This is a genomic window from Alphaproteobacteria bacterium LSUCC0396, assembly GCA_041228345.1.
Taxonomy (GTDB): domain Bacteria; phylum Pseudomonadota; class Alphaproteobacteria; order Puniceispirillales; family Puniceispirillaceae; genus UBA3439.
Genome location: CP166131.1, coordinates 1,237,881 through 1,261,910 on the forward strand (window position 1 = coordinate 1,237,881; position 24,030 = coordinate 1,261,910).

Annotated in this window: 22 protein-coding genes; 8 read left to right on the forward strand and 14 right to left on the reverse strand. The window is 48.8% G+C overall.

What is annotated here, in order from left to right; translation table 11 throughout:
• The first annotated feature begins 3 nt into the window (after positions 1–3).
• The 4 genes from AB8881_05980 (at position 4) to AB8881_05995 (ending at position 4,703) form a co-directional block, all read left to right on the forward strand.
• The gene (locus AB8881_05980; GenBank protein XDZ64429.1) at positions 4–1,503 is read left to right on the forward strand and encodes a tripartite tricarboxylate transporter permease; all 1,500 of its coding nucleotides are present in this window, start codon (positions 4–6) and stop codon (positions 1,501–1,503) included.
• 22 nt (positions 1,504–1,525) lie between these two features.
• Positions 1,526–2,923 (forward strand): 3-isopropylmalate dehydratase large subunit, encoded by a 1,398-nt coding sequence (gene leuC / locus AB8881_05985; protein XDZ64430.1) that lies wholly within the window; start codon positions 1,526–1,528, stop codon positions 2,921–2,923.
• Between the two features lie 18 nt (positions 2,924–2,941).
• Positions 2,942–3,553, forward strand: a complete 612-nt coding sequence (gene leuD / locus AB8881_05990; GenBank protein ID XDZ64431.1) for a 3-isopropylmalate dehydratase small subunit — start codon at positions 2,942–2,944, stop codon at positions 3,551–3,553.
• Between the two features lie 103 nt (positions 3,554–3,656).
• Positions 3,657–4,703 carry a TauD/TfdA family dioxygenase gene (locus AB8881_05995; protein ID XDZ64522.1) on the forward strand — a complete coding sequence of 349 codons (1,047 nt, stop codon included), beginning with the start codon at positions 3,657–3,659 and terminating at the stop codon, positions 4,701–4,703.
• Positions 4,704–5,142: 439 nt separating this feature from the next.
• Here the strand turns inward: AB8881_05995 and AB8881_06000 are convergent, their stop codons facing one another.
• The 8 genes from AB8881_06000 to AB8881_06035 all read right to left on the reverse strand — a co-directional run bounded on the left by AB8881_06000 (position 5,143) and on the right by AB8881_06035 (position 10,752).
• Positions 5,143–5,499, reverse strand: coding sequence for a hypothetical protein (locus AB8881_06000; GenBank protein XDZ64432.1), 357 nt, complete (start codon positions 5,497–5,499; stop codon positions 5,143–5,145).
• Positions 5,492–5,635 (reverse strand): hypothetical protein, encoded by a 144-nt coding sequence (locus AB8881_06005; GenBank protein XDZ64433.1) that lies wholly within the window; start codon positions 5,633–5,635, stop codon positions 5,492–5,494. The genes AB8881_06000 and AB8881_06005 overlap by 8 nt, the downstream gene beginning before the upstream one ends.
• Before the next feature lie 131 nt (positions 5,636–5,766).
• A complete protein-coding gene (locus AB8881_06010) occupies positions 5,767–5,958 on the reverse strand; it encodes a hypothetical protein (protein ID XDZ64434.1) in 192 nt (63 codons plus the stop codon).
• A gap of 31 nt (positions 5,959–5,989) precedes the next feature.
• Complete coding sequence (locus AB8881_06015; protein ID XDZ64435.1) at positions 5,990–7,261, reverse strand: FGGY-family carbohydrate kinase; 1,272 nt, start codon at positions 7,259–7,261, stop codon at positions 5,990–5,992.
• 3 nt (positions 7,262–7,264) lie between these two features.
• A complete protein-coding gene (locus AB8881_06020) occupies positions 7,265–8,230 on the reverse strand; it encodes a class II aldolase/adducin family protein (protein ID XDZ64436.1) in 966 nt (321 codons plus the stop codon).
• The gene (locus AB8881_06025; GenBank protein XDZ64437.1) at positions 8,230–9,075 is read right to left on the reverse strand and encodes a TIGR01459 family HAD-type hydrolase; all 846 of its coding nucleotides are present in this window, start codon (positions 9,073–9,075) and stop codon (positions 8,230–8,232) included. The genes AB8881_06020 and AB8881_06025 overlap by 1 nt, the downstream gene beginning before the upstream one ends.
• A 5-nt stretch (positions 9,076–9,080) precedes the next feature.
• Positions 9,081–10,097 carry an N-acyl homoserine lactonase family protein gene (locus AB8881_06030; protein XDZ64438.1) on the reverse strand — a complete coding sequence of 339 codons (1,017 nt, stop codon included), beginning with the start codon at positions 10,095–10,097 and terminating at the stop codon, positions 9,081–9,083.
• 1 nt (position 10,098) lies between these two features.
• Positions 10,099–10,752, reverse strand: coding sequence for a GntR family transcriptional regulator (locus tag AB8881_06035; protein ID XDZ64439.1), 654 nt, complete (start codon positions 10,750–10,752; stop codon positions 10,099–10,101).
• 35 nt (positions 10,753–10,787) lie between these two features.
• On the opposite strand from AB8881_06035, the gene AB8881_06040 reads away from it, so the two are divergent.
• Together AB8881_06040 and AB8881_06045 are read left to right on the forward strand one after the other, a co-directional pair.
• Complete coding sequence (locus AB8881_06040; protein ID XDZ64440.1) at positions 10,788–12,002, forward strand: Tm-1-like ATP-binding domain-containing protein; 1,215 nt, start codon at positions 10,788–10,790, stop codon at positions 12,000–12,002.
• 14 nt (positions 12,003–12,016) lie between these two features.
• On the forward strand, positions 12,017–12,691 hold the full coding sequence (locus AB8881_06045; GenBank protein ID XDZ64441.1) for a class II aldolase/adducin family protein: 675 nt from the start codon (positions 12,017–12,019) through the stop codon (positions 12,689–12,691).
• Positions 12,692–12,759: 68 nt separating this feature from the next.
• Here the strand turns inward: AB8881_06045 and AB8881_06050 are convergent, their stop codons facing one another.
• The 6 genes from AB8881_06050 to AB8881_06075 all read right to left on the reverse strand — a co-directional run bounded on the left by AB8881_06050 (position 12,760) and on the right by AB8881_06075 (position 20,329).
• Positions 12,760–14,247, reverse strand: coding sequence for a sulfatase-like hydrolase/transferase (locus tag AB8881_06050; protein XDZ64442.1), 1,488 nt, complete (start codon positions 14,245–14,247; stop codon positions 12,760–12,762).
• A gap of 78 nt (positions 14,248–14,325) precedes the next feature.
• Positions 14,326–15,780, reverse strand: coding sequence for a sulfatase-like hydrolase/transferase (locus AB8881_06055; protein XDZ64443.1), 1,455 nt, complete (start codon positions 15,778–15,780; stop codon positions 14,326–14,328).
• Positions 15,777–17,279 (reverse strand): sulfatase, encoded by a 1,503-nt coding sequence (locus AB8881_06060; GenBank protein XDZ64444.1) that lies wholly within the window; start codon positions 17,277–17,279, stop codon positions 15,777–15,779. The genes AB8881_06055 and AB8881_06060 overlap by 4 nt, the downstream gene beginning before the upstream one ends.
• Before the next feature lie 6 nt (positions 17,280–17,285).
• Positions 17,286–18,782, reverse strand: coding sequence for a tripartite tricarboxylate transporter permease (locus tag AB8881_06065; GenBank protein ID XDZ64445.1), 1,497 nt, complete (start codon positions 18,780–18,782; stop codon positions 17,286–17,288).
• A 4-nt stretch (positions 18,783–18,786) separates the two neighbouring features.
• Positions 18,787–19,254, reverse strand: a complete 468-nt coding sequence (locus AB8881_06070) for a tripartite tricarboxylate transporter TctB family protein (protein ID XDZ64446.1) — start codon at positions 19,252–19,254, stop codon at positions 18,787–18,789.
• 124 nt (positions 19,255–19,378) lie between these two features.
• The gene (locus AB8881_06075) at positions 19,379–20,329 is read right to left on the reverse strand and encodes a Bug family tripartite tricarboxylate transporter substrate binding protein (protein XDZ64447.1); all 951 of its coding nucleotides are present in this window, start codon (positions 20,327–20,329) and stop codon (positions 19,379–19,381) included.
• A gap of 222 nt (positions 20,330–20,551) precedes the next feature.
• Between AB8881_06075 and AB8881_06080 the strand changes: the two genes are divergently transcribed.
• Together AB8881_06080 and AB8881_06085 are read left to right on the forward strand one after the other, a co-directional pair.
• Positions 20,552–21,277 (forward strand): GntR family transcriptional regulator, encoded by a 726-nt coding sequence (locus AB8881_06080; protein XDZ64448.1) that lies wholly within the window; start codon positions 20,552–20,554, stop codon positions 21,275–21,277.
• Between the two features lie 424 nt (positions 21,278–21,701).
• Positions 21,702–23,894 (forward strand): esterase-like activity of phytase family protein, encoded by a 2,193-nt coding sequence (locus AB8881_06085; GenBank protein ID XDZ64449.1) that lies wholly within the window; start codon positions 21,702–21,704, stop codon positions 23,892–23,894.
• Positions 23,895–24,030: the final 136 nt, after the last annotated feature.

The window sequence follows — 24,030 nt, forward strand, 5'->3', positions numbered from 1 at the left end:
TAAATGATCGATGGACCCGCATTTCACGAGGCTATTGCTTTATTGTCTGACGGCACAGACGCTTGGGCAGTTGTCCCACCAGGGATATTAATTGGGCTGATATTTGGGACGATACCAGGTCTATCAATATCAATTGGAATGGCAATATTTTTGCCTCTCACTCTACACATGGATTTTTTGCCGGCAATTTTGTTTTTAACAGCAATATTTACCGGCGGTGGATTTGGATGTGCAATTCCAGCCATCCTTATGAACATTCCAGGAACATCTGCATCAGTTGCAACTACCTTTGATGGATACCCAATGGCACGACGCGGGGAACATAATCACGCTCTTGGAATTGCTTTGGTTGCTTCGGTCGTTGGAGCCGGCTTAAGCTATCTGACATTGCTATTATTTATAGGGCCTATAGCTAACCTTGTGTTAAAACTTGGACCCTCCGAAATGTTCCTTGTTTCATTATGGGGCATGTCTTTGATTGCCGTTCTACAGGAAGGCTTTTTCAGCAGAGGTCTGCTTGCTGGTGTGTTTGGGCTAACATTAGGCCTGATTGGAGTTAGCGACCTTGGAGTTTTTAGGGGGACTTTTGGAAGCGCTTATCTTTTTGATGGCATTCCAGCTATTCCAGCGCTAATTGGCATGTTTGCAGCCTCCGAGCTTTTCAATCTTATCAGAGATGACTATTTGATCGTTGATGAAGAAAAAAGAAGAATGAATCTGATTGAGATTCTATCTGGAATGAAACGAGCATTGAGCTATCCACTCGTAATTATACGAGGTGGTGCTATTGGAACCATAATCGGAGCCATACCGGGGGTTGGCTCGTCCGTCGCTAACTTAGTATCATATGCATCAACAAAGCGGCAATACGACAAAGACAAGACCTTTGGCAAGGGTGATGACCGGGGCGTGATAGCATCTGAGTCCGCAAATAGTAGTTCTGAGGGTGGCTCCATGGCGACACTTTTAGCTCTAGGCATCCCCGGAGGGGGAGGCACAGCGATAATGCTCGCTGCTTTTTCTGCGCATGATGTTACAGGAGGGCCCCGGTTTTTATCGCAGAATACAGATATTGTTTACGCCATTATACTTGGCAATCTTGCCCAAGTGGGCCTCTTGGCGTTGATGGGCTTGGCTTTTATTTTCCTTGCTAGTTCTATTGTAAAAGTTCCCTTGCGCTTTCTTATACCAACAGTTTTAGTGATGGCATTGCTTGGATCATATGCTCACACAGGAAACATGACAGGGCCAGTGACTGTTGCCACTTTTGCAATTATTGGCTGGGTCATGAGGCGCTATAATTATCCAGTGGCCGCCACCGTAATTGGCATTCTGCTAGCAACCATGGTAGAAGGCGAGCTTTTACGGAGCTATCAACTTACAAGTGGAAGACTCTTTTCTTATATTTTTGACCGGCCGATAACACTATTGTTGTTAGCACTTTTTATAACATCCCTATGTTTCCCATTGATTCAAAAAAATCTAATGGCAAGAAAGAGATAGTCAATTTAGGAAGGGCAATAATTTGGCTGAGCAAACCATTGTAGATAAAATTTGGCAATCGCATGAAATCTTTTTAGACCCCGGGAGTGGCGAGTCACTCCTATATGTCGACAATCTTTTTCTGACTGACTCATCATCATTTCACGCTTTTGATTTGATTGAGAAGGAAAAACTACCTGTTCGAAACCCTAAACAGATATTTGGCGTTCCTGATCACTTCGCATCGAGCAAAAGCAAAAAACTTTCAGATATTGCTGACCCTGATCGAGTGGCCCGCATCAATGATTTGGCATCAAATTGTGAAAGATGGGGGATACATCATTTTGGGCTCGACGACCCTCGAATGGGCATCACACATGTCGTCGGCCCTGAGCAAGGAATAACTCAGCCTGGAAAGATTGTGCTTTGCGGTGATAGCCATACATCTACTCATGGAGGCCTGGGAGCACTTGCGTTTGGAATTGGAGGGCAATCTGGTCACGTTCTTGCCACACAATGCCTTTGGCAAAAAAAACTCAAACAAATTCGTGTAACTGTGTCAGGAAAACGGCAAAACATGGTCACCGCAAAGGACCTTGCGTTAAAAATTGTATCAACACTAGGCGCCGGTGGAGCATTTGGCCACACAGTGGAGTATGCGGGGGAGGCTATCAGAGCGCTTTCCATTGAAGAGCGGTTGACTGTCTGTAACATGACCATTGAGTCAGGTGGAAGAGCCGGGATCATTGCCCCTGACCAAATAACATTTGATTATTTATTTGGAAAAGATTTTGCTCCAAGCGGTAGAGATTGGGATAAGGCTGTAGCCTTCTGGAAAGCCTTAAAGTCAGACCCTGACGCCAAGTTTGACAGAGAGGTCTTTATAGACGCCGGAAGCATTGAGCCCATGGTGAGTTGGGGCAACACAGCTGAGGAAACCCTGCCAATAACTGCACATATACCTGATCCATTTAGCATCGAAGATCCTGATCGACGCGAAAGCTTGTCAAATGCGCTTGAATACATGGGATTAACTCCAGGCACAAAAATGACAGATATAAAGATAGATCAGGTCTTCATAGGATCATGCACAAATGGGCGCATTGAAGACCTCAGAGCTGCAGCCAACGTGTTAAAAAATCACACCATAAAGGTACCAGCACTTATCACTCCTGGGTCCAACCTCGTGCGTAAAGCTGCTGAGGCAGAGGGCTTAGATCAGATCTTTATAAAAGCAGGCTGCACTTGGGGAGAGGCTGGGTGTTCCATGTGTGTTGGCATGAACGGAGATATCGTCGCGCCACAAAAACGTTGCGCATCAACCTCTAACAGGAATTTTGTGGGCCGCCAGGGCTCAGGCAGTAGAACTCACCTTATGAGCCCAGCAATGGCTGCTGCGGCAGCCATAAATGGCCGATTAACCGATGTAAGAGAACTTTAAAGACAGGAGCAGCTTTTCATGGAACCTTTTGTATTTCACAGAGGTCTAGCGGCCCCAATTGATGCCATTAATCTGGACACTGACCAGATTTTACCAGCTAGATTTTTACGAAAGCGTAGAAGCGACCCTGAATATAACACATTTTTATTCCATGATCTTCGATTTGACCCAGTGGGAAATGAAAACCAAAACTTTAAGTTAAATCAAGAAGCTTTTAGGGGCGCCACAATAATTGTGGGTAACTCTAATTTTGGAGGCGGATCATCCCGTGAGGCGGCTGTCTTTGCGCTGGAGGCTTACGGTATACGCAGTGTAATAGCTCCAAATTTTGGTGACATTTTTTATAACAATTGTCTCAAAAATGGCTTGCTGCCAATAGTTTTAACAAAAGCGCAAACAGATCAACTCAGAAAAACGTTACATCAAAACCCTGGTTCCAGAATAGACATCGACTTGAACGAACAGAGAGTTTCCACTGACAATGGAATTACCTACGCTTTTGAGATCAACGATACAGCTAAAAACAACCTAATGTTAGGTTTGGGTCAAATTGGTTTAACAATGATGCACGCAAAGCGAATTAGTGAGTTCGAAGCGCGTTACAATGCACAATTATACAGCGAATGTTAGCAGCAAACACCAAAGCAAATTTGGAAACCTCAAACGCCATTTGCAAATAAGTATACAGTAACTTTGTTTCACGCTGGTAACGTTGGTCCAATGGAGGAAGATGATGGACGCGCCAAAGTTTATAGACATCCCTGCAGCTTGGTATGGCGATGAAATGATGGCCAATAAAGATTTATGGATTTATAGTTTAACAGAAATCGATATTGCTGAACTAGAGCATGCTGCCGATAGCTTCAACAATCTAGGTTTGCCTCTTGGGAAAATCTCAAAAGAAAATTTTCCTCTGCCAAAGTTTGCTGATTTTCTTCAAAAAACTCAAAATGAGTTGAGAAAAGGAATAGGTTTTAAACTTATACGTGGCTTACCAGTTTCAAGATATGAACCAAAAACATATTCAACAATTTTCTGCGGCATTGGCAGCCATCTTGGTTCAGCTAGATCACAAAATGCTGCGGGCCATCTTCTGGGGCATGTTCGTGATATTGGCTCTGACGTGAACAACCCAAATTCACGCATTTACCAAACCACTGCGCGGCAGAGCTTTCATACTGATAGTTGTGACGTTGTCGGCCTATTATGCCTCAAAGAGGCAATGAAAGGTGGCGACTCAATGTTGGCTTCTAGCGTCACAACGTACAATGAAATCGCAAAAAGGCGTCCAGATCTGGTACAGTATCTATTTGAAGATGTGGCCACTGACCGACGCGGTGAGGTGCCAGAAGGTCAACGACCTTTTTTTACCATACCAGTATTTAATTGGTACAAAGATTACCTTACGTGCATTTACCAGCGCAATTATATAGAGTCAGCTCAACGATTTGAAAGCGCTCCAAAGCTAAGTTTCCAGCAAAAAGAGGCTCTAGACCTATTAGATAGTATTGTAAATGAGCCGAATATACATCTTGAGATGCGCTTGAAGCCTGGTGACCTACAATTTGTTTACAATCACAGTCTTTTGCATGACAGAACGAGTTTTGTCGACTGGCCAGATCCAGGCCAAAAACGCCACCTTTTACGCTTGTGGCTTGCGCTGCCAGAAGACCGTCCTTTGCCCCCTTATTTCAGTCAACGGTATGGGCAAGTCGACATCGGCAATCGAGGCGGTGTAGTTACAAAAGAAACCATCCTGCACGCGCCATTTGATGCATGATCAAAAATGTACCTTGAATATGAGCAACGCGAATCTTCCTCGGACGGAGCACGCACGACCATTCGTGAGTTGATCAAACGGGTGCATTTTATCCTGGAAAATAAAAAACAGAGAATTGGTTGTATAACTAACTATCAGCCATGTTAACGCCAAACAAAAAGAAAAGCCCCTAGCCAAAAGCTAGGGGCCAATTAACGATGGTTGCGGGGGCACGCAACCGCCGTTACTTGCACCTTGATTTTGTAATCATAAAGTCTCTTTTAACTCACTCCGCTCGCTATAATCAGCCAGTCAAAAACAGCCTTAAAGCCTTATTCTTAGCATCCACCACTTTGGCATGCATATAGTAGCCATAGTCATCAAGCCAGATTTCAGGGAGATATTACCTGTAAAAAGAGTTGACTTCAGGCGTCACGAGCTGTTCCCAAGGTGCGTTCATTTAGCCGATGCGCTTGATTGATTTTTCAAAATAAGGCACCGGAGAAATTTTTGCTCTGATACCAACGGGATCATGTGCCTCTACCGTGCGGCGCTTAGAGTTTGGCTCTCCCCAAAGCAGGGTCACTTCGCGTCCCATAACTGCTTCTTCGGAATCAATCAGGGCCGTGGACAGGGCCGCACCCGCATTGGAAGAATAACAACTCCATTGCGAGAGACCAATCAATTTGTCCCATGCCAGAACCTGATCATTTTCAAAGGTGGCATACATCGGGATAGGGAGCGAGATAAATTTTGTCCGCGGCTGCTGCGCGCTGACAGACCGGCGCATCACATCAAACACATCCTCATTATTCAAATACTCCTCTTTTCTTATTTTTGACGCAACGGCCTGGGGCCAGACCCGCCATAAGGGATATGTCCTGCCCCATCAACACTTCAACTTGCCGTAACGTCGAGACAATCTCTTCCAGCTTCGGTCGCTTGTTTGACATTCTCAATCCTCCAGTCACTATCCATAATACTGGGCCAGTTAAATTGGCGAGGATCAATACCTGACGAACTGTTTATCCTGATAATCCTGTCATCACCAGGAAGGATTTAATGCTAATAGACGTTGATATTCTTATTTCATAAGACCACATATCAATTCAATTTTATCCATGTAATTGATATCATTCCTGTAAACCATACTTATTTGCCGCTGAGCCTCATCATGTTCAATCTTTGCCAGTCCAATGTCATCACCCCATATGGCCTCACTAAGGGCATAAATATCAGGTAATACAGCGATGACTGCCCCCTTGGCTGACATCATGCGCACAGCATCAAGACTTGTCCCTGTATCTTCAGATTTCGCGAAGTGCCAGCAGTGCTGCGCCTATGCTGGCCTGATCCTGAGCTGCGGTTTCAACAGGCACACCTATCTCGCGTTCTCTTATCAGCCGCCAGGTTTCATTGCCTGCACCCCCTCCAACTGTGAGTATCCGCTGAACAGCTCCACCTCCCATAGTTTCCAGCGCCGCATAGCCTTTACTCTCGATGCGGGCTATCCCTTCCAACAATCCATGCAGGAAATGAACATCATCTTTGGGCCGGGGTGTAAGTCGCGGAAACATATCCGGGTCATTTATCGGAAACCTCTCGCCTGGGTGCAGCAGCGGATAATAATCAAGACCAGTTTCAATCGAAGGGTCAATAAGAGCGCTCAACTCCCGCAGTTGATCCTCATCAAAGAAGCTAAGAAGCACTCCGCCCCCTGTATTCGAAGCGCCGCCCGCTATCCAGGCATTCCCAATTTTGTGACTGTAAAGTCCCATTGAGAGATCTTCGATCCGGGCCGGACTCAGCATCTTTATAGCCAGAGTCGTGCCAAGAGAGGTTACGGCGGTACCCATCCCGGAGGCGCCGGTTGCCAGATAGGCAGCAATGCTGTCAGTCGTACCAGCCTTGATGACAAGATCGCGTCCAAAGCCAAATTCATCTGCAATCTTGGGTTCAATCTGCCGGACGGCCCGCCCGGGAGGTAAAACACATGGCAAGAGGTCTATTCGAACACCAGCAGCCTCAAGCCAGTCAGGCCAAGTTTCACTTTGTGGGTTATAGCCCGTCTTGAGCGCATTATTCTGGTCTGAATACCCCGCAACTCCCGTCAGGCGTGCCATAATAAAATCAGCCTGGTGACAGAGAAAGCTGGCTGAACCCGACCGGTCATAGGACTGCAGCCGGATAAGGCGAGCCAAAGCGGAACTTGAACCCTGACCAATGTGGTGCGTCGGCCCATGGCGTCTGATCATCTCCGCTTCTGCGTCAAAGCCCGAGGAATTATACATCAGCGCTGGTGTCACAGGACAGATATCGGCATCCACCAAAACCATGCTGCCCGAGGTTCCATCTACTGCCAAAACCCCGATATCGCGCGGGTCCAGCTTCGCTTCGCGCAACGCTTTGACAGTGACGGCCAAACAAGCCCGGACCGATGACCACCAATCTTCGGCCTGAATATCACCTGCTTCCCGAAAAAGATGTGGAGAACGCGAAGCGGACAGGAGATTGCCACCTTCATCCAGCACGGCACTCCTGACGCCGGAGGTGCCTATGTCAATCCCAAGTGCCAGCATCTATCAACCGGGCCGGGCAAGTGACATACGGTATTTTTCTGCGTCCCAGTTCAAAAGTTCCTCTTCTGCCTGACGCCCGATTGGCTCGGCTTGCCAATTTTCGGGCAGGCGTAACAGGACTGCCCCAAGACAGTCCAACATTGATATCTGAACTGGCGTCGCATCTGTTTTTACCAACACCCCTTTTCTCTCAACCAGCATTGCGGGGCGGTCTTCAAATTTTGTGGCCAGTGGAAGTGCGGGGCCAAGAAACACAACATGATCAGGATAATAGGATCCTGCACGCGCCAGATCAAACAAGCGCGGATCTGTCCCCAGCCTTGTTACATTAGCTGCCCATCTTGTCCCCTCCGGCGGAGTCTCGCACGGCGCCGCTACCATGTCTGCAACGCCAAGAGCAAGCCGTCCCTCGACTGCCGCAATGAGTTCAGCGACTTCCTGAACATTTTGTCCGCAACAAATTAACCCATGATTTTGAAGCATAATGACTTGGGTTTCTGAATTGATAGATGCAATGATTTCTGCGGTAAGTGGCAGCCCCGGCTTTCGATAGGGCACAAATGCAAAAGCAAGCCCCGACAGCTTTTCAGCAGCCGCAGCCCGGCCTTGGGGAGAAATGGCATGGACGATAGCAGCTACGGAATGGGTATGGACCACCACCGGCCATGGAAGTATGGCATGGAAAGTTGTCTCAATAGAGGGTCTTAGCTTCTGTTCGGGGTCGATCACAGCGGCCTGGCAATTGCCATCACCCTTGCCAATTATCTCCGCTCGGGCTGCATCAAGGTCAACTGCCACAAATATATTCTTGGTTTCTGCATCAGCCAACTCTTTGCCAGAGGCCTTGATCCACATGACCTCCTCACCTTTGATTGAAGTATTGCCTCCCGGCCCCTGAACCTGCAACGGATCCCGGCCCAACTGGGCAGAAAGCGAACAAAAATCCTTTGTAAGCAGTTCGTGATACATCACTTGGCTTCCCTGATGGCAAAAGTTGGGGGCTTGATTCCATGCGCGATTGCAAGATTTTCAATGCTGCCGGGAACATCATTCTCGTCAATCCCGGATTTGTGAAGGCCACCCAAGACAAACACGCTGTCCCAGCCGGCAGTGCTTGCCCCGGCAATATCATGCTCCAGGCTATCCCCAATCATGAGAAACCGGCCCCCGATCATATCAACAGCGCGCTCAAGCCCTGAAAACACAGGCAGATGGGGCTTTCCATAAAAGGAAACCGGGCCACCCCTATCCTTGTAGGCGTAAGCCAGAGAACCCGGCTGCAAGGCCAGCTTTCCACCTGGTCGTGGAGAAAACCGGTCAGGATTGGCACAGTAAAAAGGCAGACCGAGCGCGGCGGCCTCATTCAGGCTATCTTCCCATTCTTCAATAGCGCTTTCATCGGGCACACCAAGAAGAAGAACCGCCTCGGCTTCTTGTATTTGGGAAACAAACTCGACTTTCAGACCTCTGGCAAATTGTTCAGCATCGCCGGGTTTTCGCTCAACCTTGAAAAAGATTTGTTCAGCAATCCGGCCTGCTGACATATCCTGCCAAAGCGCTTCACCCGAAGACATCACACGGCCAAAGAGTCCGCGCGGAAAGCCTATTTGTTCAATCAACTCCTCATTGGGTCTCGCGCGCCTGCCTGAATTTGAGAGCACAGCCATGAAATGTCCGCGGCGGCGCAGTTCGATCAGGATATCGACGGCTTGAGGATAGGGATCTGTGCCATTGTGCAGGACGCCCCATTGATCAAAAACAAGGGCGTCATATTCATCGGCAATGTCCAACAGGCTTTCCAGAATAAATGTCATAGTTCTCAGTATTCGGCCATATCCTTCGGATCGACAAGGCTCGAAATGAAAAGCTCGGCCTCTTCAGCGGACATGGCAGGGGAAATCTTGTCAGCGGAATTTGCAGGCATGTCCCCAAAGTAAAATTGGAAGCCGGGTATTGATTGCCGACGCTTGCGAATTGGCATTCCCTCATAAGGGAAGACAGGTGAGCGCGCATTTGCGGCTTCATCGTGGCAAGGAAGAACATAGTCTGCACGCTTGTCAATTTCTTCCACAGATTTCCAGCCCTCAAAAGAATTAACGAAACGCGCAGGCACCCAATAGCGCCATTTCTCTGCAGGGTTGGGTTCAAGGTTGCGTTCAACAAATATCGCATCTCCGGCGATCACAATATCGCCAGCCTGCGTTGCAACCGTGACTGCCATATGTCCCACAGAATGGCCGGGTGTGTGGAACATGGTAATGCCAGGGAAGATTTCACATTCGTCTTCAACAGCCTCGAATACACAGCCGGCATAGGCAGGCTCAATCCCAAGAATGCCACATTCATAGGTCCGATAGTAAAGCGGCAGTGGATTGTAGGCCATCTCGATCTCAGCCTTGGGCGCTATATAACGCGCATTCTTGAAACGCTTCATATTTTGGACATGATCCCAATGCAGATGGGTAAAGATAACCGCATCAATTTCGTCACAACTGACGCCAAGCTTCTGTTCGAGATGATCATGCACTTCCAGACAGCCGCGCTTCTCACATTTGTGGTGATAAAGCGTCGCTCTCTGCTCGTCACACAGACCTGTATCAATCAGGATTTTATGCTCGCCTGTATCAACATAGTGGCAGTAGACAGGGTTCCAGTATTTTTTCCCAGCCGGACCTTTCCAAAAAATATATGTGCCGAGATCTGCCTCCAACCATCCTGTATTGATCGGGTAAATCTTAGTTTCCGCGACGCCCAATTGTTTTCTCCCTTGGTAAATATTTCTTCGAGTATACAAAAGCATATTTTTGCATACTTTACTATCATCTTTTGTTGTCAAATCAATTTGCCGCGAGAGCCTTGCCAAGGCTCTCGGTCATGTAGGACATCATGCCGTTTGACGCTGTGGCCGAATCCTTGCTGAAAATATCACGCATAAGACGCTCATGAGCTTCTGCCGCAGCAATCAGGTCCTGCTTCTCAACAAATTTCTTGGCCCGAAACGGGCCAGTTTGGCGCCGAAAGTCAGAGGCGAGCTCAGCAATGAAGGGATTTCCGGTAGCGCGATATATCGTCTGGTGAAAAGCCTCATTGGCGCGCAGAAATCGCGTTCGATCGCCAGCTTCAGCTGCCGCTGTACATTCTGCCTGAGCCACTTCGATTTCATGTCTAGACAACAGCGTAAGACGCGATGCTGCAATCCGGGCACAGGCGATTTCAATCTCATGCATTGCCTCAAATATCTGACTTAGTTCCAAACGCGTGTATTCAGCAACACGCATACCTCGCCGGTTGCCTTCAACCAGAATACCTTGGGCAGCCAACCTGAGGAGAGCTTCACGAACCGGGGTACGGGAGGCGCCAAAGCGCTGTGCAAGACTGGATTCATCAAGCCTGCAGCCTGGTTCAAGCAGCCCGCTGGAAATATCTTCAACAAGCTGCAGCTCTATGGCCCGGGCAAGAGGTAGATTTTGATTCTGCACACTATCAGCCATTTTTTATGACATCCTCATTCAATTAATTTCGTAGTATGGACAGCCTCAGTTTTGAATTGCATTCAATTGGCCCTCTTTGTATGCATAAATGTGAGAAGCCAGTCAACAATATGCAAGGTGGCACTATGAGAAGACCCGTTCTGTTGGTTGTCGCAGTTGAAACCAAAAGGCAGGCAGTATCTTATATCAAGGAAGCGTTGCTGGCGCATGAGCTGGCGGTGACCATAATCGATATCTCGCTGGGTTCGAACGGGCAAGTCTGGGATGGCGAGCGCAAGCTGTCGGCCATGGACCAGTCTGTTGCCGATGCGCTCAGTCAAATTGGTGAATTTACAGAAGGCCATGAACCAGTTGTTCTGGGCGTCGGTGGTGGAACAGGAAGCGACATGATTATAAGGGTAATGAAAGCCCTGCCAAACAAGGTTTCAAGAGTGCTGGTGACAACCCTGCCTTTTGACCCTCGGGCAGCAGTGGCCGAAGATTCCATCATCCTTGTTCCCAGTATCGTTGATATTGAAGGTCTGAATCCCTCCTTAAGGAATGTTTTTGACAAGACTGCAAGTCTGGTCGCGGGATTGGCCCATCTTGCCCAATCTTCCAATCCCAGACCGTCGGTCGGATTGACAACGCTCGGCATAACAAGCAAGGCCGGGATTGAAATCAGCAAAAAGTTGAATGATGCGGGTCATGAGGTTACAGCTTTTCATGCAAATGGTTTCGGCGGGGCTGCCTTTGCCAAATACGCTCGAGAGGGTGCTTTTGTTGCGGCAATCGATATGACAGTCCACGAGATCACCAGAATGGTTGTCGCTGGCACTTGCATCGAGATGCCAGACAGATTCAGTGCGACCGGAGAGATTCCGCGTATCATTCTTCCCGGCGGCATGAATGTCATCGGCCTTGGCAGCATAGACAGCATCGCGCCTCACTTTCTGGACAGACCTTACTATCGGCATTCGGCGCATTTCACCCATGTAAAGATGAGTGCTGAAGAGATGCACAATGCGGCCAGCCAATTGGCGGCCGCGTTGAATTCGGGCCAAGCGCCGACAAAAGTTCTGTTGCCAATGGGCGGTTTTTCCAGTGAGGATCGGCCAGATGGTGCTATTGAGGATGCCGACCTTCGGGAAGTCGCCGCGCAGTCCCTAGAAGCCAGCGCGCAAAGATATGAAGTAGTCAGAACTTCAGCCCATATCTTTGCGCCGGAGACAGCCAACAAGGCTGTTCATCTTTTGTTGGAGATACTGTAAAGGAAGCTCATGTAATGTTGGATCAAGATGAGATTTTTGAAAAAAAGAGTGATTTGATAGCCACCGCCAGACGATGTTTCCAGCAGGGGCTTCAAACCAATGCTGGCGGCAATCTGTCGGTCCGGATTGAGAGTACAGAGGCAATCGTAATCAAGCCCTCGGGTGTCGGGTTTAATGAATGCACCCATGAAAATCTGCAAATCGTTAATCTTGACGGAACGATCGAGGCATCGGATTACAAACCATCCAAGGACCTTGGCTTCCATCTCGACCTTTATCGTATACGCGACGATATTAATGCTGTTGTGCATTGTCACAGCCCATGGGCAACGGGTTATGCGAGCGCTGGTTTGGAAATTCCGTGTTTGACGGTGCAAACCATCGAAAAGATCGGTCGAATGCCACTGATTCCACTTTCTGATAAGGGAGGGCCACAGACTGAAATTGAGATCAGCCCGGTATTCCGCGACAAGAATATTGTGGCTGCCGTTCTGGCCAATCACGGCACGATTGGCGTCGGCTCAACATTGATGAAAGCCCAGTATCTGGCAGAAATTATTGAGGAAACCGCCCATATTGCTTTCGTAAGGGACACTCTATTGGCTGCTTTTGATGCACCAAGACCGGCCACACCAAAATTCGGCACCGCGCTGGAGGCAGAGGCAGGCAAAACAGACCAGGGCTGTTGAAATTCACAGATCGATTTGCAGAAAACATCTAATCGCACAAGCAGATGATCCGGCAGTAACAAGGCCGTCTATTCTGGAAATCCAACTTCGTCTGGCACAGATCCTGCCGGTGGCTGCGGATAATGCAGTCCGCGTTGCGCCGAAAAGCTTCGATCGACCTTCGGGGCGTATGGTCCGGGATCATATCCTATAAGCTGGCCATTTTGCACCCATTTCTCTTCGACATCCTTGCCATAGCAGGACCCAGATAATGCTTTTTCCAAACGATCCCTCACAGGCTTCATTTCATCCAAATCAGCAATATCTCTTGTTTCCCTTGGATCCGACTCAAGGTCAAACAGCTGCACAATATTGCCCGCCGGATACCATATCAGCTTATAACGGCCATCATGCATCATCCGGGAGGCACTGTTGTTCTCCAGCACATCGCCATAAAGCATTTCCCGACGCTTTTCTCCGACCATGGATAGTCCATCACAGCTTTCCGGCACATCAATACCGGCAAGACTCAGCAGGGTCGGCATAACATCTTGCAACCCTACCAGCCTGTCATCACATGTGCCGGGTTGAATGCGCTCATCATTCGGCAGTCCCATCAGCATCATCGGGATGCCGGCCGAGCCCTCGTAGAAGGTGCGCTTTGCAAATAATCCAAAATCGCCCAGCATCTCTCCATGGTCACTGCAGAAAAGGATGATTGTGTTGTCGAGTTCCCGTTCCTCACGCAGGGTGCCAAGCACGACACGAAGTTGATGGTCCAGATGTGTGCAAAGCGCATAGTAGGCCCGCTTCAGTTCCTGCAGCGCAGTACTATCAAAACTGGGATAATAGTTGAGCAGTGCCTGAAGTGCATGAGGCAGCTTTTCCCGATCATCAATCCAAGACGCCTCCAAAGGCGGTTCCATTTCAAATTGACGATAATATTCCATATAGACAGCCAATGGGGCAAGTGGCGGATGTGGCGCCTCGTATGAGAGGGTCCAAAAGGCGGGACGGGTTGGATCACGCCTCTTGATCACGCGGCACATGGCCTGTGTTGCCCAATTCGTGGCATGACAATGTTCAGGAAGATGCCACGGGCGATGAATATAGCTGTTATTTGGCAGGCCATGCACAAAGGCCGAGCCAGTAAACCCATGATCTGAAAGATAAAGTGAATAATCGTCTATGGCCAGATGTGGCCGCCCTTCTTCTGACAAAAGCACATCATTGAAACCAATTCGGTCACGCTCTGGAAATACATGAAGTTTTCCGACACAAAATGCTTGATAGCCCGCATCGCTGAAACAGCCTGCCAAGGTAGGAAGGTTTGGCATTGGCTGTGATTTCCGAAACACGCGGTCTCCGTGAGTTCGGGTTGTCGTCCCGGTCATCAGCGTCCTGCGGGCCGGTATACAAATTGGGCATTCGCTGTAAGCGCGCGTGAATCTGATACCATTGCGGGCAATCTGATCCAGGGTTGGCGTTTGTACCGTCGGATGACCTGCGCATCCAAATCGACTGGCCGACCATTGATCGGCAATCACGAGCAGTATGTTCGGTTGGCGGCCATCCATATTCCCTGTTCTCCCCTGTGTGATATTCTTAAATTTGCCCTTGAACCATGCCCGGAAGAAGGCTTTTTCTTGAATGTCTCAGATGCGCTGACCATCCTCTCCGGGGGGAGGCGTATGTGTGACACCACCCGACGCGACAATCGAGGCCATGCCTCCAAGCTCTTCAAGCCGCTGACGCTGATCAAATTTTGCCCGTTTGTCTGTTTCCTCAGGGTCTACAAGGGCGCGGAGATCCCGTTCGAACTGCTTGAGAATATCAGCAAATGCAGGATCATCAGCCAAGTCATTCAATTCCTGAGGATCGGCTTCCAGATCGAACAGTTCGGAGCCAAAACCTGTGTAGTGAATGAACTTGAAGCGCCCCTTCCGAAGCATCATCAGTCCGGTCCTTGCACAAGATGCGTGATATTCGGAGAAGACTTGGCGCTCGCTGTCGTAAGGATCGCCTGCAATCTCAAGCAATGATCGACCCGGCAAGGCTTTGTCCTCATCAGTCAAATCAACCCCAACTATGTCAAGCACGGTCTGATATGCGTCTATGAGACCAACGGGGGTATTGCAATCCACACCCTGTGCAATTTGCGGCCCGGCAAGAATCAGGGGAACCCGGACAGATTCCTCATACATGGTGGATTTGCCCCAAAGACCCCTGGATCCCATGTTGTCTCCGTGATCTGACAGGAACAGCACAACCGTATCGTTAGCTTGCCCGCTCGCCTCCAATGCCGTCAATACACGACCAACATTTTCATCAGCAAAACTCGACAAAGCGTAATAATGCAACAGAGCCAGACGACGATGATCGTCATTCTCAAAAAAATCATCGAAGTTATATCCGAACCTGAGCAACTCCCACCAGGGCGCTATCGATGGTTTTTTGGTAAGTGGTTTTGAAGCCAGCGTGACGTCTGAAAAATTGTAGAGATCAATATATTCTTGCGGCACAGTGAAAGGAAAATGAGGAGCAATGAAGGATGTAAAACAGACCCATGGCTTGTCGCCCTGATCCGCAACCCTTGAACCGAACCATTCTTCGGTCAGAGCACATATTTTCTTGTCATAGCGTGTGTATTGGCTATCGCCCACAGCAACCTCGGCCGCGACAGAGGCGCTCTGTGGTCGCGCAGGGGGTGTTTCGCGCTCAAGACCAAATACATCACCCCCACCATATATATGCATTGGCAGAATTTGCTCATCGATGCCTGTATCACAAACATCGTCCTTATAGTGAAGCTTTCCTATTGTTGTAAAGCGATTTCCCTCTTCCTGCAGCCGGTGTCCCCAACCTCGCACACGACCATCATAGGCAAACACATTGTCCCAATATCCGGTCTGATGCGGATATTGCCCCGTGGCAAATGCGGCCCGCGCAGGCACACAGATTGGCGAGCTGGCATAGGCATTCGTAAAACGCAAACCTCTGGCGGCAAGACGATCAATGTTGGGCGTCTTTACAATCCGGTTTCCATAGGCACCCACTGCCTGAGCTGCCATTTCATCAACCATGATTATCAGCAAATTATGACCAGTCATCTACGAACCCTCTCTGCAGGTGTATCAAAGCCAAGTCGTGCGTAGGCTTCCGGCGGCGCCTCTGTCTGCTGCATGATTTTAATCATTTCTGCTATGAGCCTCTCTTCGGTGACGGGATCGTTGATTGGATTTTGCTGGTCGGGGTCGCTTTCCAGATCATAAAGAACGGTGACAGTATCCTCAATTTGGGCCCCTTGACCTTTGACAAGCGCGCGCCCTGCTGGCAGTCGCATAACTGGAAAATTGCCGAGGAAGGCGAAAGGTTTGACCAGCGTGGCACCCTCAAATTCGATATCGGCAAACAGCCCCTTTTGATGTGTTGGCATCAGTGTATATTCCCAAAGATTCTGGTTTTCCATGTCCTCTGGATATCGGAAATAGGTGTATCGCCCGTCAGTGATATTTGTCGCGGCGGCGAACCGTCCAAAGATTCCGGCTTCGCGTATCTTTTGATCGCCACCAAGCAGCGGCAGCAGCGACACACCTTGGACTGTCTCAGGCAGAAGACACCCGTGAATTTCGAGAAAGGTTGGCATCAGATCAATCGTCTGGGTCAGGGCGCTTCGTCGCTCACCTGCGTGATCCACAAAATCCGGATGATATATAATCAGAGGAATATGGCTCACTTCTTCAAAGAACGGCATTCGGCTCTTAGCCCACCAATCATGCTCTCCAAGCAGAAAGCCATGATCCGTTGTGACAATCAGGCTTGTATCCTTCCAGAGATCATGTTCGTCGAAATAGTCGAGCAATTTGCCTAAATACCAGTCGCACATTGTCAGCAATGCAGCGTAGTTTGCCCTGAGTTCGTTGATTTCCTGAGGGCTTTCATCAACCCTCTTGTAAAGGGGCCAATCCAGAATTGGGCCATCATAGTCAGAAGGGTAAAGAGATTTGAACCTGTCCGGCGCCATGAATGGTTCATGCGGGTCAAAGCATTCAAGCTGTATGAACCAATTATCAGATTGCCGGTTATTGTCTAGAAAGTGGAAAGCCCGTTCAAAGCATTTAACAAGGGAATAATCCGTCTCTGAATTGACAAACTCACGATTGACCATCCCTTGATGTCTTTGTTGCTGCATCGGATGATAGCGTGCAGCCATTCCAACAGGTGGCTCAACCAGCGCAGAAAATGGATCCCAGGCCTGTCCGCGCAAAAACTCCCAGCTTGAAAACCGGCTATGGTAGGTGGCCCCGCCATCACTCCAGTAGTGATAATGATCTGAAATTAAATGGGTGTAGGTTCCGTTTTTCTGCAACTTCTCAACAAAGGATACATCAAATGGTTCAAGTGGACCCCAGGAGCGATGCAGGAAATTGTGTCTGCCGGTGTTAATTTCACGGCGGGCCGGCATACAAGGCAGACTCCCAACATAATGGGTATCAAAGGTTACGCCATGTCTGGCCAGACGCGCAAAATTGGGCGTGACGTTCATGCCACCATAACATTCCAACGCCAGCCGATTGAGCGAATCAAATAAAACAAATACCGTCCGCATTGAAATTTATCCTGTTTTTGTCCGGCCCCGGAAAATCTTCACCAAAGGCAATACAAGCACAATCAGAGTCAGTCCAAGAAGGACAGCACTGATCGGGCGTTCCAGAAAAATCATCGGGTCGCCACGTGACAAGAGCATCGCCCGCTTCAAATTGTCCTCCATCATCACGCCAAGCACGATCCCCAGCAACATTGGTGCGGGGGACATTTTCGTCATCGACATGGCAAAGCCCAGAAGTGTGAAGACAAAAACAATCATCAGATCAAAGGCACTGTTGTTGACACTGTATACACCAACGCTGACCAACATCAGGATGCAGGGGAAGAGGTGACGATAGGGTATCTTCAATATCCGGACCCAGATTCCAATCATCGGAATGTTCATTATAAGAAGCAAAAGGTTTCCGACCCAGAAGCTTGCCAGCAAGCCCCAGAAGATTTCCGGATTTTCAGTGATGAGCTGTGGCCCTGGCTTGACACCATGGATGAGAAGGGCGCCCAGCATCAAGGCCATCACACCATCACCCGGGATGCCAAGCGACAAGGTCGGTATGAACGATCCTTGGGCAGCGGCGTTGTTGGCTGTTTCGGGTGCTGCAATCCCTTCGATCGCGCCCTTGCCGAACCGGCTGCGATCTTTTGCGATGCGTCTTTCAACCCCATAGGCGATAAACGATGATATCGTAGCCCCAGCGCCAGGCAAGACCCCCAGAAATGTTCCGATAGGTGCGCCGCGAAACATGGGCTTTATCGCCTGTCGCATATCGTCGCCGGTTGGTAGAAGCTCACGAATGCTCACATTCTGGGCTTTGGCACGCAGATGTTTTGGACGGCTGAGATTGGTGATGACTTCGGTCGCCCCGAAGACCCCCATCGCAACTGCCACAAGTGTGACACCATCTGTCAATTCAATGAAACCGAATGTAAAGCGGAAGGTCGCTGTCGTGATATCTGTTCCCACCAGCCCCAATACAAGCCCCAAAAGCACCATCGCAATTCCCTTGAGCTGTGATCCTGGAGACACAACAGATGCGGTAATGAGTCCAAAAACCATCAGCGAGAAATACTCAATGGAGCCGAAGTTCAGAGCAAGTTTGGCAATTGCCGGCGTAAATAGAGCAAGGCAAAGAATGGCAAAACAGCTCCCAAAAAAAGAGGCGACAGTTGTGATGAAGATTGCTGGCCCCGCCTTTCCCTGCTTGCATAGCGGATAACCGTCCAATGCGGTTACAGCCGATGAGGGCGTTCCTGGAACATTCAAAAGAATTGAAGTAATGGAATTGCCGTATTGGGCACCATAATAAATGCCTGCCAACATGATCAATGCTTGGCTTGGCTCAAGATAGAAAGTCAGCGGCATCAGCATGGATATTGCAGCCATGGAACCGATGCCAGGTAACACCCCGATAAGCATGCCCACGGTCACGCCAAACAGGCAAAGACAGAGAGTCTCTATTGTCAGCAACACTTGAAAGCCAAGCATGAGATTTGAAATTGTATCCATCTGCCTAGCCGCCAATCATATCAAATGGAATTGACAAAAACCGGACAAAGATAATGTATACAGTCCCAAGCAGGAAAATATAAATCGCCAAAAGGCTGCGCCATGTATGCTCTGGATCAGCAATGCCGGATATAAAAACCAACGCCCCCGTTGCAACGATGAGTCCGGCCGACTCAATCAGGAGCGCGAAAGCAAGGAGTGCGCTCAGGACCAAAACAACAGGCCTCCATTTGGTGGCTGGAGCCGGTTCTTCGCCATCTGGGCTAAAGATGCCTATAAACAGCCCGACAAGAATGATGAGGATTCCCAGAATAAAGGGCAATGCCCCTGCACCAAGACGCGACAATTCACCCAGACCATATCCAAAGGCCTTGTATGTCACATAAGCGCCAATAAAAACAAGAACCAACGCGACGCCCTTGTTCCTGGCCTTCAAATTTGGGGATACGCTGTCTTCAGGCTTGCTGTCCATACAATCCTCAAATCCAGATCAGACCGCCCACAAAAAAGACTGGCGCGACAATGGTTAAATTCTGCTTGTCTAAAAATCAAGGAAGTGGCCGGGCGACCTCAGGCAACCCGGCCACCAAAAGTCACTAGAAGGTCAAGCCAGCAGCTTCAATAACACTCCGCCAACGCTTGATTTCACTATGCCCAAATTTGGTTTGCTCATCAGGCCCTTTTATCCAGGGGGTTGCCCCTACATTCAGGAAAAGCCGAGCTGTCTCTGGCATTTTCAGCACCTCTGAGAGAGCATCTGAAAGTATTTTGACGATGTCATCTGGCGTATCCGAACGAACATAAAGCGCATGCCAATTATCCGCAGTCAACCCTTCATAGCCAAGCTCAATCATAGTGGGGACATCTGGCACTGCCGGTGAACGCTCTGGCGTCGAGATGCCAAGTGCAGTTAACGCCCCAGACTTTGCGTGAGGAAGTGCAGGTGGAATACCAGCGAAGAATAGCTGCACCTCATTTGAAATCACAGCCTTCGTAGCGTTCCCGCCACCACGATAGGGAACAACCGTCATCTTGATTCCGGCTCGTTTAGAAAATTCTTCAGTGGCAAGATGTTGGATTCCACCGATACCGGGGACGGAATAGAAAATATCACCCGCCTTCGCCCGCTGGACAAAGGATTGCATGTCCGCGGTGCCAAGATCATTGTTGACAACAAAAAGCAGAGGCACAGAAGCCATCATGCCAACGCCTCGGAAATCCTTCTCAAAATCATATTTGAGATCATTGCGCGTTGTCGGCGTGATCGAATGCACTGCTGTCATTAGCATCAAAGTGTAACCGTCCGGGTCTGCCTGGGCAACCTTTGTTGCAGCGATAGAGCCGTTTGCACCTTGCTTGTTTTCAACTACGACCGGTTGGCCAAGAACATTTGCCATTCGCTCAGCAACAATGCGACCCAATGTATCGGGCGCCGACCCTGGGGTTGACCCGAGCACCATAGTAATTGGTTTTTCCGGAAATGCAGCCATTACCGGATTCATTACAGCCACCGCATTTATAATGATTGCGACAGCAACTGTGGCCAAGGTCCTGCCCCAAATAGTTAACAACCTCATGAGCTTTCTCCCAACGCATAATGTCAGTTGATGTGTATTTTGCATACATATCTTACTTTTGGTATGCCATATTAATGCTTGGGGTGCAATGATCTGATGATATGTAATCTATGTGTTCTGGTATGGTATTTATGGGAGTGAAAATTTGCACTTATATAATAGCCAGAATAAAGAGGAGGATGACAGCTGAATATGGGGGAAAAAACCATCGCTTCTTTAAGAAAAACACCGCGGGTTGGTTCTGGAGACACGCTGGCTAATGCACTGCGTCGGCAACTGGCAGATGATATTCTCGATGGGAGGCGAGAGCCTGGGTCTCGCCTTGAGGAGCGATCGCTTGCCGAGCAATATGGGGTATCGCGCACCCCAGTCCGAGAAGCACTGCAGCAGCTTGTCTCGGCTGGACTGGCAATCAGAAGGCCCCGCTCAGGCGCAGTTGTTCAGCGGGTGGAAGCGGGCCGCGTATCTTCGCTATGTGAAACATCTATTTTGCTTGAGACACTCTGTGCACGGCTGGCCGCAGTGAGAATAACCACCATTGAGCTTGGGCGTTTGAGGCTTGTTCTCAACGCCTGTGACGCCTGCCATCAAAAAGGAGATGTTGAAGGCTTTGCCCTTGAAAACAGGAACTTTCACAGTGCGGTAATTGCTGCAACGCAAAATCAGGATCTGGCTGACACAGTTGAATTCTGCCGTCTTCGAATAGCCCCCTACCATCGCGCACCCTTCAAATCGGCAGCGCGCCGGGTTAGTGCTCAGGCCGAACTGGAAAAAATTGTATCGGCTCTCGAAAGCGGTAATCCGGACCAGGCAGCGCATGCAATGACAGAGCACCTCAAAGCCGCAGCGATCGCCATCGACAACCAGCTGAGAAGGCCTTGGACAAATGCTAGAGATTCTGCCCGGCCAATTGTCTAGCCGCGATACAGTCCAGAACCTCACTGCCTATTTGGCCCTTGCCGAATCTCTTTTCGCCCGTCGCAAAATTCATGGACTCCAAAAAAACGAACACCCCCTGGCAAATGCCGAGGGAGTGCATACAAGATTGGTTGCGGGGGCGCGCAACCGCCGTTACTTGCACCTCGATTTTATAAGTCTGTAGGGTCTTGTTGATTGCAGGGGCAGGATTTGGACCCGCGAGCTTCAGTTTATGAACCTAGCAGAGATGACGGATTTCCGAGGGTCATGTCGCTTGGTAGATGACTTTTAGGCAGTTCTCAAGCCACTTTAAGGATGGCGAACAGATGGTGGACAGTGTTTGTCACGTTATTTTCATAATTTTGTAATGCCCATGTAAAAAAAGATGCCTATGGGAGTGGTATAGCCTCTTGAATAGGAATCCATGATGAAAAACCCCAAAATAATTCTGTCACTGGCACTTTCGGTGTCCGCAGCGCTGGTGCTTACAGTATCCCTAGATGCATCTGCTGCAAGTGCAGAGCATAATTTTAATCGCATAGCGTCTTTTCCAACCTATCAAAACATGCCAGCTGGCGGAGATAGAAACAAAGAGACATCAGCTGAGATAATCGATGTTACAGCAGATGGCATGACCCTAATTTATACTGATAGCCCACAAAAAGCAGTGGGTTTGATCGGTATCAAAAACCCAAATAATCCAACTCCTTTGGGAAATATTAAAGTTGATGGCGAGCCAACATCTGTTGTTGTAATTGGCAGAACAGCATATGTTAGCGTCAACACGTCTACATCTTACAAAAACCCATCAGGCAAACTTGTCGTGATCGATATTGATAGCAAGTCAATAAAATTGACCTGCGATATTGGTGGGCAGCCTGACGCTCTAGCTGCGGCAAGGGACGGAAGTTTCATTTCAATCGCTGTTGAAAATGAGCGTGATGAAGATTTGAATAATGGCGAAATTCCTCAACTGCCTGCCGGCAATCTTGTAATGTTTGATGTCAGAAACGATGCGGCAGACTGCTTATCAAAAAAAGAGGTTAGCTTAGTCGGGCTTGCCGCGATTGGCAGCACGGATCCAGAGCCTGAATTTGTGGATATAAACAGTCGAGGTGAGACTGTTGTCACCATGCAGGAGAATAACCACATCGCTATCGTTGATCGGAAAGGTAAGGTTATATCTCATTTCTCAGCAGGAGCAGTAGATCTGTACAACATAGACGCAACTGATGAACGTGGTGCATTGATCTTTAATGAAACGCAAAAGGGCCGTCTTCGGGAGCCTGACGCGGTCAAATGGGTGGACGACGATCATATCGCGATTGCGAATGAAGGTGACTATAATGGCGGTTCAAGGGGCTGGACTATCTTTGATAAATCTGGTCGAGTAGTTTACGAAAGCAACAATAGCTTTGAACAAGAGATCATCAAAATTGGTCACTACCCTGATAAAAGATCTGATGCAAAAGGCGTCGAACCTGAATCAGTTACGACCGGCGTTTTCAATAACACACCATTTGTTTTCATCGGTGCTGAGAGAGCGTCAGTCGTTGGCGTTTATGATGTTAGCAACCTTAAGCAGCCCATTCTAAAACAACTTCTTCCCTCCGGTGTTGGCCCAGAGGGCTATGTAACCATCCCGCAAAGAAATCTTTTAGTCTCAGCGAATGAGAACGATTTAATTGATGATGGCGGAGCGAGATCACATGTAATGATCTTTGAATATCAAAACAAACCCGCTGTTTACCCACACCTAACCTCAGCTGGCATGAAAAATTTAACCGGTTGGGGTGCCATCTCTGGAATGGTTGCTGATGAAGATGGTATGATTTACGCAGTGAATGACAGTTTTTACGGTTACCAGCCCAGCATTTTCAAGATTGACCCAAAAACCAAACCCGCCCGTATTGTTGACGTGATTCGAGTGACGCGCCAAGGCCGGCCAGCCCAAAAACTAGATATGGAGGGAATTACGTTAGACGGTAAAGGTGGATTTTGGATAGCCTCCGAAGGGCGGACTGACCGTCTCGTTCCTCACGCCCTTTACAACGTCAACGCCAAAGGGGAAATCAAAAAAGAGATCGCTTTTCCAGCTGAACTCCTCTCCGTTGAAAAGCGGTTTGGCTCAGAAGGTGTGACACGAATTGGCGACGTTCTTTGGATTGCTATACAGCGTGAGTGGAAGGATGATCCCAAAAATCATGTAAAGCTTGTTGCCTACAATACTAAAGATAAAACTTGGGGCGCTGTTCATTATCCTAAAGCTGAACCTAAAAAAGGGTGGGTTGGATTATCAGAGATCACCGCTCATGATAATCACGTGTATATTATAGAGCGCGACAATCAGATTGGTGAAGCCGCTCTAACTAAGAAGGTATACCGAGTATCCGTGGATCAACTAAAGCCAGCAAAGCTTGGAGAGAAAGTGCCTGTAGTGAAGAAGGAACTTGTAAGGGATTTAATACCCGACCTTAAATCAACCGGCGGATATGTTCTCGATAAAGTTGAAGGCTTTGCGGTTACAAAAGATGGGACCGCTTATGTATCCACGGACAATGATGGCGTAGATGACCATTCAGGTGAAACGATGTTCTTCAGTATCGGGAAGCTGTAAACACAATCAACCAGACAGACAAGAAAGTCGGCACTTAAAAATGCCGGCTTTTTTGTTGGAATAGTCGGTTGGGGTGGCGCTATGGCCGATTTACTTTGCAACGCGTAGCCATAGTGTCAGTTAAAAGACTTCAACA

Excerpts from the sequence above, each read along its gene's own strand:
- AB8881_05980 (XDZ64429.1), top strand. The coding sequence starts at position 4 with ATGATCGATGGACCCGCATTTCACGAGGCTATTGCTTTATTGTCTGAC.
- leuD (XDZ64431.1), top strand. The coding sequence starts at position 2,942 with ATGGAACCTTTTGTATTTCACAGAGGTCTAGCGGCCCCAATTGATGCC.
- AB8881_05995 (XDZ64522.1), top strand. The coding sequence starts at position 3,657 with ATGGACGCGCCAAAGTTTATAGACATCCCTGCAGCTTGGTATGGCGAT.
- AB8881_06005 (XDZ64433.1), bottom strand. The coding sequence starts at position 5,635 with ATGTCAAACAAGCGACCGAAGCTGGAAGAGATTGTCTCGACGTTACGG.
- AB8881_06010 (XDZ64434.1), bottom strand. The coding sequence starts at position 5,958 with ATGATGTCAGCCAAGGGGGCAGTCATCGCTGTATTACCTGATATTTAT.
- AB8881_06015 (XDZ64435.1), bottom strand. The coding sequence starts at position 7,261 with ATGCTGGCACTTGGGATTGACATAGGCACCTCCGGCGTCAGGAGTGCC.
- AB8881_06020 (XDZ64436.1), bottom strand. The coding sequence starts at position 8,230 with ATGTATCACGAACTGCTTACAAAGGATTTTTGTTCGCTTTCTGCCCAG.
- AB8881_06025 (XDZ64437.1), bottom strand. The coding sequence starts at position 9,075 with ATGACATTTATTCTGGAAAGCCTGTTGGACATTGCCGATGAATATGAC.
- AB8881_06035 (XDZ64439.1), bottom strand. The coding sequence starts at position 10,752 with ATGGCTGATAGTGTGCAGAATCAAAATCTACCTCTTGCCCGGGCCATA.
- AB8881_06040 (XDZ64440.1), top strand. The coding sequence starts at position 10,788 with ATGGACAGCCTCAGTTTTGAATTGCATTCAATTGGCCCTCTTTGTATG.
- AB8881_06045 (XDZ64441.1), top strand. The coding sequence starts at position 12,017 with ATGTTGGATCAAGATGAGATTTTTGAAAAAAAGAGTGATTTGATAGCC.
- AB8881_06050 (XDZ64442.1), bottom strand. The coding sequence starts at position 14,247 with ATGGATGGCCGCCAACCGAACATACTGCTCGTGATTGCCGATCAATGG.
- AB8881_06055 (XDZ64443.1), bottom strand. The coding sequence starts at position 15,780 with ATGACTGGTCATAATTTGCTGATAATCATGGTTGATGAAATGGCAGCT.
- AB8881_06060 (XDZ64444.1), bottom strand. The coding sequence starts at position 17,279 with ATGCGGACGGTATTTGTTTTATTTGATTCGCTCAATCGGCTGGCGTTG.
- AB8881_06065 (XDZ64445.1), bottom strand. The coding sequence starts at position 18,782 with ATGGATACAATTTCAAATCTCATGCTTGGCTTTCAAGTGTTGCTGACA.
- AB8881_06070 (XDZ64446.1), bottom strand. The coding sequence starts at position 19,254 with ATGGACAGCAAGCCTGAAGACAGCGTATCCCCAAATTTGAAGGCCAGG.
- AB8881_06080 (XDZ64448.1), top strand. The coding sequence starts at position 20,552 with ATGGGGGAAAAAACCATCGCTTCTTTAAGAAAAACACCGCGGGTTGGT.
- AB8881_06085 (XDZ64449.1), top strand. The coding sequence starts at position 21,702 with ATGATGAAAAACCCCAAAATAATTCTGTCACTGGCACTTTCGGTGTCC.